Source organism: Methanococcoides orientis (genome assembly GCF_021184045.1).
Classification (GTDB): Archaea; Halobacteriota; Methanosarcinia; order Methanosarcinales; family Methanosarcinaceae; genus Methanococcoides; species Methanococcoides orientis.
In genome coordinates, this window is the sequence record NZ_CP073710.1 from 1425939 (window position 1) to 1439517 (window position 13579).

The 13579-nt window shown below is 43.7% G+C and carries 13 protein-coding genes; 5 read left to right on the forward strand and 8 right to left on the reverse strand.

All coding sequences use genetic code 11. The annotated features are described in order from the left end of the window. Positions 1–195 precede the first annotated feature (195 nt). From J7W08_RS06815 to J7W08_RS06830, 4 genes are all read left to right on the forward strand, one after another. Entirely contained in the window at positions 196–1629 is a 1434-nt protein-coding gene (locus tag J7W08_RS06815; protein WP_233083792.1) for a NosD domain-containing protein, read from the forward strand. Between the two features lie 261 nt (positions 1630–1890). Then, positions 1891–2421 (forward strand): ferritin, encoded by a 531-nt coding sequence (locus J7W08_RS06820; RefSeq protein ID WP_233083793.1) that lies wholly within the window; start codon positions 1891–1893, stop codon positions 2419–2421. A 5-nt stretch (positions 2422–2426) separates the two neighbouring features. Continuing rightward, on the forward strand, positions 2427–2786 hold the full coding sequence (locus J7W08_RS06825) for a carboxymuconolactone decarboxylase family protein (RefSeq protein ID WP_048195014.1): 360 nt from the start codon (positions 2427–2429) through the stop codon (positions 2784–2786). 105 nt (positions 2787–2891) lie between these two features. Next, entirely contained in the window at positions 2892–3707 is an 816-nt protein-coding gene (locus J7W08_RS06830; RefSeq protein WP_233083794.1) for a GNAT family N-acetyltransferase, read from the forward strand. Positions 3708–3744: 37 nt separating this feature from the next. Here J7W08_RS06830 and ahbC read toward each other — a convergent pair whose 3' ends face one another. The 6 genes from ahbC to J7W08_RS06860 all read right to left on the reverse strand — a co-directional run bounded on the left by ahbC (position 3745) and on the right by J7W08_RS06860 (position 10918). Next, a complete protein-coding gene (gene ahbC, locus J7W08_RS06835) occupies positions 3745–4947 on the reverse strand; it encodes a 12,18-didecarboxysiroheme deacetylase (RefSeq protein ID WP_233083795.1) in 1203 nt (400 codons plus the stop codon). A 62-nt stretch (positions 4948–5009) separates the two neighbouring features. Beyond that, positions 5010–5813: a uroporphyrinogen-III synthase gene (locus tag J7W08_RS06840; RefSeq protein ID WP_233083796.1), complete on the reverse strand. Its 804-nt coding sequence runs from the start codon at positions 5811–5813 to the stop codon at positions 5010–5012. 63 nt (positions 5814–5876) lie between these two features. Continuing rightward, positions 5877–6629, reverse strand: a complete 753-nt coding sequence (cobA, locus tag J7W08_RS06845; RefSeq protein ID WP_233083797.1) for a uroporphyrinogen-III C-methyltransferase — start codon at positions 6627–6629, stop codon at positions 5877–5879. A 202-nt stretch (positions 6630–6831) separates the two neighbouring features. Continuing rightward, positions 6832–7230 carry a DUF1699 family protein gene (locus tag J7W08_RS06850; RefSeq protein WP_233083798.1) on the reverse strand — a complete coding sequence of 133 codons (399 nt, stop codon included), beginning with the start codon at positions 7228–7230 and terminating at the stop codon, positions 6832–6834. Positions 7231–7335: 105 nt separating this feature from the next. Further along, the gene (hisD, locus tag J7W08_RS06855) at positions 7336–8616 is read right to left on the reverse strand and encodes a histidinol dehydrogenase (RefSeq protein ID WP_233083799.1); all 1281 of its coding nucleotides are present in this window, start codon (positions 8614–8616) and stop codon (positions 7336–7338) included. Positions 8617–8698: 82 nt separating this feature from the next. Continuing rightward, positions 8699–10918: an ATP-dependent DNA helicase gene (locus tag J7W08_RS06860; protein ID WP_233083800.1), complete on the reverse strand. Its 2220-nt coding sequence runs from the start codon at positions 10916–10918 to the stop codon at positions 8699–8701. 115 nt (positions 10919–11033) lie between these two features. Here J7W08_RS06860 and nth point away from each other — a divergent pair, with 115 nt between their 5' ends. Continuing rightward, on the forward strand, positions 11034–11645 hold the full coding sequence (nth, locus tag J7W08_RS06865) for an endonuclease III (protein WP_233083801.1): 612 nt from the start codon (positions 11034–11036) through the stop codon (positions 11643–11645). Positions 11646–11677: 32 nt separating this feature from the next. On the opposite strand, the gene J7W08_RS06870 is transcribed toward nth, so the two are convergent. Beyond that, a complete protein-coding gene (locus J7W08_RS06870; protein ID WP_233083802.1) occupies positions 11678–12199 on the reverse strand; it encodes a GDYXXLXY domain-containing protein in 522 nt (173 codons plus the stop codon). Then, positions 12196–13482 (reverse strand): DUF2157 domain-containing protein, encoded by a 1287-nt coding sequence (locus J7W08_RS06875; protein ID WP_233083803.1) that lies wholly within the window; start codon positions 13480–13482, stop codon positions 12196–12198. Before J7W08_RS06875 ends, J7W08_RS06870 begins: the two co-directional genes overlap by 4 nt. Between the last annotated feature and the right edge of the window lie 97 nt (positions 13483–13579).

Sequence of the window (13579 nt, forward strand, 5' to 3'; positions counted from 1 at the left end):
TATTCCCCGAGAGATTACCAGGCTAGGATCACAGCCAGTTGATAAAAGTTCGTTAGCTCCCACCCTCATATTCTATATTTATCGAGTAAATGCAACTATGGTTCAGCCCCTACATTCATACAGTTAACACATTTGTGCGATGTTTTCATATACAACTTAATTGAAATATATTGGCAATGTTGGGCGTGGGAATAAATGCAAATGAAATCAGGTAACACCTTCTATATTGCAATAACAATTATCTTTTTGATAATAACATCGAATAGTGTAGCAGCAGCTACGATTACTGTTGATGATAGTGGGAATGCAGATTATACTACCATTCAAGCAGCCATCGACACTGCAAACAACGGTGATACAATCCTTGTTAATCCTGGAAAGTATTCAGAAAACATTGATGTGGACAAGGAGTTAACAATAATAGCAGAATCTGGATATCCAGATGATACGACTGTTCAAGCCGTAAACCCAGATGATCCTGTATTTCATGTAACTGTAAATAACGTGACAATCAGCGGATTTAATGTGACAGGTGCTAATGGCACTGAAAAAAACAGTCCTGCCTATGGAATATATCTTGATGGAAGACATGAATTTGTTATCGCTAATGATAGCGAAGTCCAGGGTTGTACCATTACTAACAATCAATTGTCAAACAATAGCATAGGTGTCTGTTTGGAGGACTCCAGCAATAATGTACTGAGTAATAATACTGCATCAGACAACCGTATCGCCATCTCTTTTGGGAGTTCCGACAACAGTAAGCTAAGTAATAATACTATATTGAACAATGAAAGAGGAATTCTTATGATTGGAAGCTCTAATGACACATTTAACAATAACAATATTTCGAACAACGGGATTGCTATTGTTTTGGTCATTTATAGCAACGACAATACGTTTAGCAATAACATAGCTTCGGACAACGAACATGGTATCTACATTAGGGACTCCTCAAATCTCACACTTATAAATAACACTGCAAACTTCAACAAACGTGACGGAATATACCTTGATCGTTCCTACTATAACGTGCTGGAAGGCAACACAGCAAATTCAAACGGTGAACATGGAATTTATCTTAATGAATTTTCCTGGGGCAATTATCTGGGAAACAACACTGCTTCGAATAATGAGCACGGAATCATGTTGTATTATTACAGCGACCATAACTCATTGATCAATAATACTGCAAACTCGAACGAACAATATGGTATCTATCTGAATGAAACCAGTAACAACAGTATCGAGGAAAACACTGCAAACTCGAACAAAATGCATGGAATATACCTGAAATCCTCCACCTTCAATACGATTGTTAATAATACTGCAAACTTGAACGACCATCACGGTATCAACCTCAATCAATCCAATAACAAAACTGTGAATACTGATATCATAACACATGATTTCAAATATTGCAAGTTCCTTGAAGATTCCAGCAATAACAATACCGTGAGTGGAAATCATCTATTCGAGAATGGCAAAGGTCTCGTTGCAAATGTTTCTGAAAATAACATCGGCATCAACTACATCAACGATAGGGGAATTACCGAGATGCCTTTTATCGGTTCCGTGCTGACATTGATCATATTGGGAATTGCATTTATGTTTATAAGAAGAGAATGAGATGCAACAGGCTTAATTAAAAGACTGTTGAGAGGATGGGAGTCAAAGCGAGGGATAATTTATTCTATTTTTTGACCGATAAATACCCTATTTTTCAGACAAATCTGCCAAAACAGATAACCATTTATACAGATTGAAACTATAATTCAATGTACTTTCAGAAGAAAAATACCATTCGGAGGCTCAGGGGGAACACCGGAAATATCGGGGAGCCAGTTCCGGAATGGAAGAATAATACATCGATACGGAGGAGTCTCTAAAATGATAAGTGAAAAGATGACAGATGCACTTAACACGCAGATCAACAAGGAAATGTATTCCGCATATCTTTACATGGCAATGTCAGCTCACAGCTCTAACATCGGGCTTAACGGATTTGCGAACTGGTTCATGGTCCAGTACCAGGAAGAGATGTTGCATGCTATGAAGCTCTACAACTATGTTAACGATCAGGGAGCACCTGTCAAACTCATGCAGATCGATGAACCACCACAGGAGTTCGGCAGTGCACTGGACATGCTCTATGCAACCCTTGAACATGAGCAGTTCATCACAAAATCCATCAATGATCTCGTGGACCTTGCCATCGAAGAGAAGGACCATGCAACCCACATCTTCCTCCAGTGGTACATCACCGAGCAGATCGAGGAAGAGGGCAATGACAATGAGATCATCGACAAGCTCAAACTTGCAGGCGAGGAAGGCAACGGCCTGTTCATTATCGATAAGGAACTCTCTGCAAGGGTATTCAACCCGCCTGCAGCAGTAACCGACTGGACACAGATCAGGTGATATCAATGACAGGAAATACAGAAGAAATAAAGCAGGTCAAAGGCTCCATGCCAAAGGCCATCAAGATGGCAAAGGAGATGGACGATGACTTCGGACAGGGACTTGCGGGATTCTACAAGGCCATCTGGAAGGACAGGGAAGACGGACTTTCAATGAAGAACAAGCACCTGATGGTCTTTGCCATAGCATGTTCAAAGAACAATACCAACAGTGCTAAGAAGATCCTCGTGAAGCTCAAGAAGCACGGTGCTACAAGAGCAGAGGTCCTGGACGCAATGATGATGGCAGCATGGACCGGCGGCATCCAGAACTTTACTGACATTAGCACTGATGTGCTGCCAGAAATGGATAAACTTGGTTACTAAGACCTGATCCGGGTCTTAACTTCTTTTTTTATTGAGGAGGGGGAGAGCATAACAGATCGAAAAAGGGATAGCCCTTCACTGAAAGATAATATAATCATCAGGAACATGAATAAAGAAGAGGTATCTTTTGCAATTGAAATGGCATCTTCTGAAGGCTGGAACCCCGGAATCCATGACGGAGAGATCTTCTATGACACTGATCCTAAAGGGTTCTTTATTGCCGAAATGAACGGAGAGTTCCTTGGTAGTGCATCTGCTGTCGCTTACGATAATTCCTACGGTTTTATGGGATTTTATGTTGTACGACCTGAATGCCGGGATAAAGGAATAGGAATGTTATTGACAAATGCCTGTCTGACCCATCTTGGCCATAGAACTATCGGGCTAGATGGCGTTGTCGAGAACGAAATAAAATATCGTGATCGAATGGGATTCAGAACACTATACAGCAACTTGCGATATGAAGGAACGGGAGGAGGAGATATACCAGATGGGATTACCAATATCTCAGATGTCCCTTTTGATGATCTGGTCGAATATGATTCAAGAATGTTCTTCTGCAAACGCCCTTACTTCCTTCGCTCATGGGTACGACAAAACGAAAGCAATGCTTTTGCAGTGCTGGATAATGGAACTATAAAAGGATACGGCGTCATTCGAAAATGCTTTGAAGGATATAAGATGGGACCACTATTTGCAGATGATCATGAGACAGCACAAAAACTTTTCAGTGCCCTCAAAAGCAGCGCAGGGAATGAAAAGTTCTATCTTGATATACCCGAACCAAACAAGAATGCGGTCTCAATGGCAGAAGATGAGGGAATGTCAATCGTTTTCAAAACGGTAAGGATGTATAAGAACGGAAAACCGGAACTTCCCCTAGAATCGATATACGGGGTTACATCTTTCGAACTTGGTTAATAGAAATAATAAAAATAATAAACGAAGAGCGATAATCTCACTCTTCGTCGTAATAACCGATCTCTTCTTTTGTCAGGTAACATGCAGGGTCATCTGCCCAGACATTGTCATACACAGCCTCGGCTCGTACACGGAAATTGCCATTGCAGACATCGAACCATTTGCACTTTGCACACCTGTCGGCATTTGCCTTGATGAGAGGTTTTCTGTCCTTAAGGCCTGCCATGAGCTCATCGTCAAGATCGGTCCAGATCTCGCTGAACTTCCTGTCCTTCACGTTTCCGAAGCTGTAGTGTCTCCAAAACTGATCAGGGTGTACTGAGCCGTCCCATGAAACGCAACCAAAGCCAATTCCTGTGGAATTACCGCGGTTCATCTGCAGGAGCTCGTAGACATCATCTGCACGTTCCGGGTTCTCTTTTGCCAGTCGCATGTATATGTATGGACCATCACAGTGATTGTCCACTGTCAGTACCTCGACAGGCATTGCCTTCTCATGAAGCTGCTTTGTGCGGTCCATGATCAGGTCGACGGTCTTGCGGCTATCTTCCAGTGAAAGGTCCTCATCGATGATCTTGGTACCCCTTCCGGCATAGACCAGATGGTAGAAGCAGATACGTGGGATGTTCTCTTCCTCGAGCATGTCGAAGATCGCAGGAATATCTGCAACGTTCTGCTTGTTAATGGTAAAACGCAATCCCACCTTGATACCCTCTCTCTGGCAATTGCGAAGGCCTGCCATTGCATCATCGAAAGCTCCTTTCATGCCACGGAACTTGTCGTTGGTCTCACGCACACCATCAATGGAGATGCCCACATAGGAAAGACCGATCTTCTTGAGCGTCTTTGCCATTTCCTCGTCAATAAGAGTGCCGTTGGTGGAAATTACCGCACGCATTCCTTTGGATATCGCGTATTCGGCAAGCTCAGGAAGGTCCTTGCGCATCAGCGGTTCGCCTCCTGAGAAAAGTATCACAGGGGAGCCGAACTCTGCAAGGTCATCGATCAGTTCCCTACCCTGCTCGGTGGTAAGTTCGTCCTTGTAATCAATGTCCTTTGATTGTGCATAACAGTGAACACAGCGAAGATTGCAGCGTCTGGTCACATTCCAAACGACTACGGGCTTCTTGTCCTTTGCAAATTGCAGCAGGTGTGAAGGAAGTCGTTTTGAATCCCGCCCGTAACGAAGGGCGTCTGATGGTTCAACAGTTCCGCAATAGAGTTTTGAAATTCCTATCATTGTGATCCTCCTGCAATATTAGTTAATGATCAAATTTTCGTTTTTTATTTTAAATTTATAATTTAGTTGTTATCAAGTGCTGCTTTTGCAACCTTGAGTATCTCTTTGAAAGTGTATTCATCCGGTGTGACGTTCACTTCAACATCATATTCCTTCAATGTATTGGCCGTAGGAATTCCGATCGCAGCCACAAGTGAATCGGCAAGCACTTCCCTGATCTTTTCACCTGCACCCATTGCTGCTGCCTGGTCGAAGAAACTGCGCACCATCATGGAGCTTGTGAATGCAAAGACATCGATCTCTTTGTTGAGACTTCTGGTAATAAGCTCCTCCTGCAATGGCCCTTTGGGCATTGTCAGGGTGTAAACCTTTGTCTCAAGAACGTTCGCACCACAATCACGAAGTCCGGTTATCAGCAGTTTTGAACCGTATGCGCTCCTTGCAGTATCTATGTTCTTACCCTTAACTTCAGGACAGAGGAATTCCACAAGTCCTTCTGAACTGTAGACACCTGGCATTCCCATTACTTCGATACCAAGGTTTTCCAGTTGCTTCCGGGTCGTTGGACCAATAGCAATAACTTTGGTGATGTTGAGCGCTTCGATGAATTCATCACGCCTGTCCACCGGGATCTTCTCCAGGGTAAAATCAATACCATTAGCACTTGTAAATATCACATAATCGGATATGCCGGAGAATACGTTCTCTGCGAAAGTGCCAAAGTACTCGTCTTCCATAGCCTCAAGCTCGATCATGGGAACAGCCACTACATCGAAACCAAAAGATTCCGCAAGTTTTCTGGAACCCTCAACATATCCCTGAGGCCTCATGATTGCAATAACAGGCTTACGATCAGTTGCATCCATATGAACATCTCTTAATTATCAAATATCAAATATCAATTTACTATCAGATGGCGTTCGAGAACTTTAGATCTGGGAACCCAGTATCTCATGGAGCTTGACAACATCACCAATTACAGTAAGTGCCGGTGCTTTTACATTCTGGTCCTTTGAGATCTGTGCGATTGTCTCAACTGTACCGATGGTCACGCGCTGGTCAGGACGTGTTCCCCTTTCTACCATTGCAACAGGGGTATTTGGATCCTTACCGAATTTCATGAGCTCGTTCATGTTGCGCTCAAGCATCTTGACTCCCATGAAGATAACGATAGTGCCACCAAAAGCTGCAAGTGTCTCCCAGTCAAGAGCTGTTTCTGCTTTGGTAGGGTCCTCATGTCCGGTGATGAATGTCACCATTGAAGCATGGTCCCTGTGAGTTACAGGAATACCTGCATAAGCGGTAGCTGCCAGTGCAGATGTTATGCCGGGTACAACTTCGAACTCAATGCCTGCTTTGACAAGTTCCTCGGCCTCTTCTCCACCACGACCGAACATGTATGGGTCGCCTCCCTTAAGACGAAGCACATTCTTGCCTTCCTTTGCCTTCTCAACGATCACATCGTTGATCTCGCTCTGAGTAAGTGTGTGATCGCCTGCATGCTTGCCTGCATCTACCTTCTCAGCTGCCTCCGGCATGGTATCCAGGATCTGCTTTCCCGGAAGCTGGTCATATACTATGACATCAGCTGTATCCATAAGTCTGCGAGCTTTCACGGTCATCAGTTCAGGGTCGCCGGGACCTGAGCCTACAAGATATACTTTTCCGTATTTTTGAGCCATATTACCAGATATCCTCAATTTCTATTTTGCTGATGGTAAGAACCTGATATAATAAATAGATTGATATGCGTATCTTCCGGGATTACAAAGAGATGCTCAGAACAAAAGCTATCTTGAACTGGAAAATAGCACAACGTGTACAAAAATGCCTATTGAAAAGAAAGAAGAGGTTACCCAATGAAAACTGAGTAACATGAAAAGATCAGCTTTTGTCCAGAATATATAGAAGCATTTCCTTGTTCAGTTTTCCTTCACGTGAAAGCTTCGCAGCAATATCATCATTTACAATTCCTTCAGATTTCATCTCCTTGATCTTCTCAATGATCGCAGGTGAGATGCTGTAGTACTCATTGATGTCCTTCCTGTGTCCCCAGACATCGCCTTCAACAAGCTTTATCTTCTGCATTTCCAGGAACATTTCAATCGATTTGGAAACAGTGCGGCGGTATGATGTAGGTATCTGGATAACTTCTACATCCTTGCATCTTTTTATGAGATTGAAGATATCCTCATTCGATGGTCTGAATGCAAGATGGATCACTTTTTCACCGGTGTCAAGATTTTGAATTTCATCTCTTTTGCTTACAACTCTAATTTTCATAGGAACACCTCATTATATTGAAACAGTTTGATATAACTTATCAAATTAATTATTAATCTGCGACCTATTAAATAATTAACGACTGAAAAATTCTTTAGAGCCCGATTAATCATTGAGGCGAAGTTTTACAGAATCAGCATGCGCCTGCAACCCTTCCTTTTCAGCAAGAGAGATTATCGTATCCCCGATAGAGCTTAAGCCTTCCTTCGAGATCTTCTGTATGGTAGAATACTTCAGGAAGTGGTGGATGTTCAGACCGGAATATATCTTAGGATACCCAGCTGTCGGAAGTACGTGGTTCGTACCTGATGCATAATCACCTGCTGCCACTGGAGCATAGTTACCTACAAAAATGGAGCCTGCATTCTCGATCTTCTCTAGTACGGAATCGTCATCCATCACCATGATCTCAAGATGTTCAGGTGCGAAATCGTTGGAGATATCAATACACTCATCCATGGTATCGGTAACGATGATAGCTGCATTCTCAAGTGATGTGTCCACGATCTCTTTGCGGACAGCAACATCAGCCTGCTTTTTGACCTCAGCGTTCGTCTGCTCTGCAAGCTCAGAAGATGTTGTCACAAGTACTGAAACTGACTTTGGATCATGCTCTGCCTGTGCAAGGATATCGGATGCGATCATAGCAGCATCGGCAGAATCATCGGCAATAATAAGCACTTCACTTGGACCTGCAGGGAAATCGATCTCGACCTTATCGCGCACCATCATCTTGGCAACGGTAACAAAGACATTTCCGGGTCCCACGATCTTATCGATCTTCAAAACAGATTCTGTACCATAGGCCATTGCTGCGATTGCCTGAACACCGCCAAGCTTGTAAATATGATCTGCACCTGCAACCTTAGCTGCTGCAAGTGTAAGCGGATTGATCTTGCCATCCGGACCCGGTGGTGTGCACATTACAACGCTTTTGACACCTGCAACTTTTGCAGGAATGATGGTCATGAGTGCAGTTGAAGGATAGGAAGCCCTGCCACCCGGCACATAAGCACCAACCGATGCAAGAGGAGTAGCCATCTGACCAAGCTTGATGCCGGGAGAAGGTTCGATGAACCATGTCTTCTGCGGAAGTTGTGCTGCATGGAAGTTCCTGATGTTCTCTGCTGCGATCTTGAGATGTCTGATAAGTTCGGCATCAACAAGTGCCATTGCCTCTTCGATCTCTTCAGGGGTAACTTCTATGGCCTGGATATCTGCTTTGTCAAACTTCTTCGTGTATTCACGTAGCCCATCGTCACCTTTTTCCTGCACGTCATGAAGTATAGCTGAAACGGTTTCAGATACGTCCATCAGCTCTCCTGTGCGGTCAAGAAGCTTATCCATCTCTTCTTCGGTGACATCGGATAGGTGTTTATACAGCATGTGATCATCTCGTCATTAAGGTTAGAAAGGACAGAAACTGCATCACAGATCGCAGGTTTGTCCACATGAAATTATTTTAACATTACTGGAAATCACTGAATGTTTTCTGGTCTTTGTCAAGTAATGTATCTAGAGTATTTGAATTTATAGGTGTGCCCTTATCCACCTGTTTCCTGACACGGACCCCGATGTTCGAAAGGATATTTGCAGCCACATTCGGACCCACCAGTTTGGATAGCACGGAATAATCGGCCTTTTTAAGTTCTGCAAGTGAAACAAATCCGGCTTTGTGGAGCTTACGTGCACGCACACGTCCAACTCCCCTGATACCAACAAGCTCCATGAGCTCCGGGCTGGCGCCGTAATGTATCCGCTTCTCAAGTCCGCGTGCATAGGCCGAATACTTCACGCCGAGAAGTTCCGCCAGTTTTGTGGTAGCATGCATCAACCACTCTGCGGTGTCCGCAAGGGCATGGATATCCCCCTCGCCAACATTGAAGTGCTGCGTGATGTCATCTGCAGGGATCTCACTGATCCATTCGTCCAGCAGCATTGCAGTCTTCACTTCACAAAGGAACCACTCATAATCGATTTCCTTGAACTGATTCGGAACCTCAATGAAATCATCACTATGCGACATCACAAAATCATTGATCTTCACGTAATCACCACTGCGCATGTACAACTGCCTCATGTCAGGCGTACTGCATATCAAATGAAGAAGCGTAAGATCAGTAACATTGACAGCCTTTTTCAGCCCGTCCACGATCTTTGCCCCTGACATCGGATCAATATAAAGCATCGAGATAAGCTTTCCGAGCTGGGTCGAGCTTAAAGAGATCGAATCCGGCATTTCATTCTTCACGATCATGTCATTGTCAGCCAGGAAATCGATACAATCGTCAATAACATCCTCAAGGCTCCAGGTATCCTGCTGGAATGCAAAGAACGTCGCACCCATGAATTCCATCAGCTCTGCCCGGTCAGATGCAAAGCCATTCACAATGGTGGAAAGAACGTGTGTCCTCAGAGCATTTTCAGTACCAAGCTTCGACCATATATCCTCTGCATCAGCTTCCACATAATTTTCCAGCAACTGCTCGAATTCCGCATACTCCTTAGCAAGCAGCACGGACTCCCCATAAGGATCGAGATGAGGACGTCCCGCCCTTCCGGCCATCTGCTTATATTCAAGCACAGGGATCGGTTGCATCCCGAAATTTGAATCGAACCTGCGATAGTTCCTGATGACCACCCTTCTGGCAGGAAGGTTCAGGCCGGCTGCCAGCGTCGGAGTGCTGGATATGACCTTGATAACATTTTGTTTGAACCCGTCTTCCACGATCTTCCTGTGGGATGAGTTAAGTCCTGCATGATGGAAAGCAACACCTTTCCTTATACAATTTGCAAGCACCTTTGCAGTATCAGTTTCCCCGGTGGATTCCACCTCTTCCGCCATCTGAGCAAGTTTCCCGCGAACATCATTGTCGAGCAATTTCACAACCTTGTTCGAAGAAGATTTTGCAAATCCCGTACAATTACGGCGACTGCTCTCAAAAACAAGGCATTGCCCACCTTCAATGATAGTATCAAGCACAAGGTTCGTGGCATTATCCTTGTCCCGCCGTTCGATCTTTTTTTGTTTCCCCAGGAAGTTGATGGCCTCACCAAAGAAAACACCCTCATGCAGATCCGTGGGCCTCCATTCGCTCAGGACAAGAGCTGCATCAAGCCAGTCTGCCATCTCCCGGGCATTGCCAACAGTGGCCGACAGCGCGATTATCTGGCAATCCGGATTCAGACGCATGAGTTTTGTTATGGTGACCTCAAGGGTCGGCCCCCTGTTCTTAGAATCCAGCAGGTGGACCTCATCAACAACGATCGTTGTGATCTCTTCCATCCATGAGGTCCCATTGCGGAGAAGAGAATCGGTCTTTTCAGAAGTTGCTACAATGATGTCATTTACACCAAGCCATTCATCCCTTGATTCAAAATCACCTGTGGATATGCCAACCTTGATACCAAAGGGTGCAAGCTCCCTGAAACGATCGAACTTCTCAGAAGCAAGAGCCCTAAGCGGAACTATGTATAGTGCTTTCCCACCATTACGGATCGCCTTGAGCATTGCAAGCTCTGCCAGAAGCGTCTTTCCTGAAGCAGTTGGTATTGCAGCAAGAAGGTTCTTTCTTTCAAGTAGACCATTATCGACAGCTTCAGCCTGTGGAGGATAAAGCTCCTTTATACCGGAATCTTCGTAGAAACGGATTATATCATCGGGAATGTCAAGCTCTCTTATCAGCATGGGAATTTCACATCACTTTACAGCGATTGCTCCAGTATCGTATAAGTAATTTCTTAAGACCGGAAAATTAGCGCTACCACAAAAGATTAAATTACCAGGGACCTTTCACTATTTGATGGACGTCGAAGAGATCATTTCCCGCCTTAAGAAATTGTATCCGAAAGGTTATTTCCACATCAACAGGGACCCTTACTACCTTCTTATTTCCACAGTATTGTCCCAGCGAACCCGGGATGAAGTAACGATCCCAACAACCCAGAAACTCTTTTCTGTTCTCGACACTCCCCAAAAAATGGCAAGTGCCGACGTAGGTGAAATTCGGGAACTGATAAGGGAAGTAGGATTCTATAACGTCAAGGCACAGCGTCTGATAGAGATCTCACGTGTGCTTCTGGAAGAATACGATGGCATCGTTCCGGATGACATCGATGAGCTTGTTAAGCTCCCGGGAGTTGGCAGGAAAACAGCCAATTGTGTACTCACCTATGCTTTTGACAAAGATGCTATTGCTGTGGATACTCATGTACATCGCATATCCAACAGGATGGGACTCGTTGAAACAGATACTCCTGAGGAAACGGAGATAGAGCTTGAAAATGTGATCGACAAGGATTCGTGGAAAGATATCAACGGGCTGATGGTACTTTTCGGAAAGAGTATTTGCCGACCCATATCGCCAAAGTGTGACAAATGTATAATGAATAATATTTGTCCGAAGCTGATCTGAAAATAAGAAAATTGATCAGGTGACGAAATAAATTATTCAAATGTAACAGGTTCATCGTCTATCAAAAGCTGTTTTAGCACAGCTGAACAATCCGGACCAACTGAAACTATCACTGATGTGTTTTCCATCTGCATCTGTATTGGAATACCATCCCCTTCAGGTACAAAGTAGCTTTCAATGCCCCACCTAACGTTCAGCGTATCATCATAGCTACTTGTTACCACTCCTTTCATGCAGACATCCTCATCACTGACATCAGGTTTTCTATGGCTTACCCAATCTATCGTCCAGTATTTTTCTTTTTCAGAAAGCTTGGCGTATATTGATTCGCCCATCATAAATTCGTGATCAAAAGGAGTTTTATCAAGATCTATTGTTGATATCTCATAGTTAAGATTAACATAATCTCCCCGGAATACATCCCTTGGATCTACAGGTTCGGTCTTTAGTAAAATATCCTTACCCAGACTTAATGTGAACATTTTGGGCAGGAATATCAATGAGATGATGATCAGTGAATAGACCATAAGCAAACCAAATCTTTTCGAATTCATAAGACGGTGCCCCCTTTGATATCGGTTATGATCGAACGCCTCTTATTCTCCATATACCAGCCAAGTATTATTAGGATCAAACCTCCGGCAATGAAAGCAAGAGACCTTGGCAACAGCTCGTAAAGAGTTGTAAAATACAGATGCAGCACACCCAGCACAAAGAAGGACATTCCTATATTGACAAAGGCCACTGTAGCCTTATAGTATCCGACCAGGATGCTGCCAATAGATAGTACGAAGAATATCAAGTTGAAAAAAATGAATAATAATGTAGCTATTGTCGAGTCTATTCGAGTGTAGGTATAACCATATTCTGTGACCGATGTTGTCAATGAATCTATGAAGAAGGTTAGCAGCCATGCACCTATCCACCCTGAAAATGCTAGTGCAAGTACGATGAGCTCGTATTTTGTATTCTTGACCTTTCGGTACATTGAAATGTTCGATATCAAAAAGAGAACTGATGTTACTGCAAATAACAGGAAGAACAACTGGACCTGCCAGTTTACCGGCGTGGAACGTGTCAGGATCTCACGATAAGGTGTTTCTAAACTAAAATAGAAGTATGAGATCAGGATGAAAAACAGACCAAAGCCCTGATGGATGATCCTGAAATGTGCATATTTTTCAAATTTCAGATGCATTTGCCCAAGACCATAAAGATTGATACCAAGTAGCAGGTATAACATGAATATCTCGAAGCTGCTCAGCGCAAGATAACGGGCCTGCGAGATATAGAACGTTGTCCAGAGAGCAAATGTGACTATATTCAAAGATATAATAATTGAAGACCTGAAAGCGTAACCAAACGGAAGTATGGCAAGGAACCACACAAGTACAAGCCAGTGCTCATTCGCGTTAACATTGAATATCTGGGCAGTCAGGAATATTGTTGCACCAACGAACAACGAAGCAAGGAAAAGCAATGCTTCACCCATTGCAGGATGTGTTCTCCTGTTAAATTTCAATTCCCATCCAATGAAGTAAGTTCCATACGTTGTACCAAGTAGAAGCACCATTTTTACAATGGTAGGAATCTTTTGCCAGTTCGATGCAACAAATAGAATTGCGCCGATACCGATCAGGAAGGCACCCAATATTGAGATTACTGTGACAAGCTTTGATGTATCCTTCCTCTGATCCATCTGTTCTATTTCGGAAGGTGCCTCAGATAAACCATACTTTGATAGTATCAGCTTCGCCTGATGATCGTCAACGATCCCTTCCCTGCTCCAGTCTTCGACCTCTTGCTGGAGCCACATTTTATGCTCATCTTCCCCCATTGTAATATTATAAAAGAATTTGGGAATACTTAATGTTTTTGTTATGATGTTAGTATGAGAAAATATTATTACAACTTTGAATGCAAGCTTCTGACAA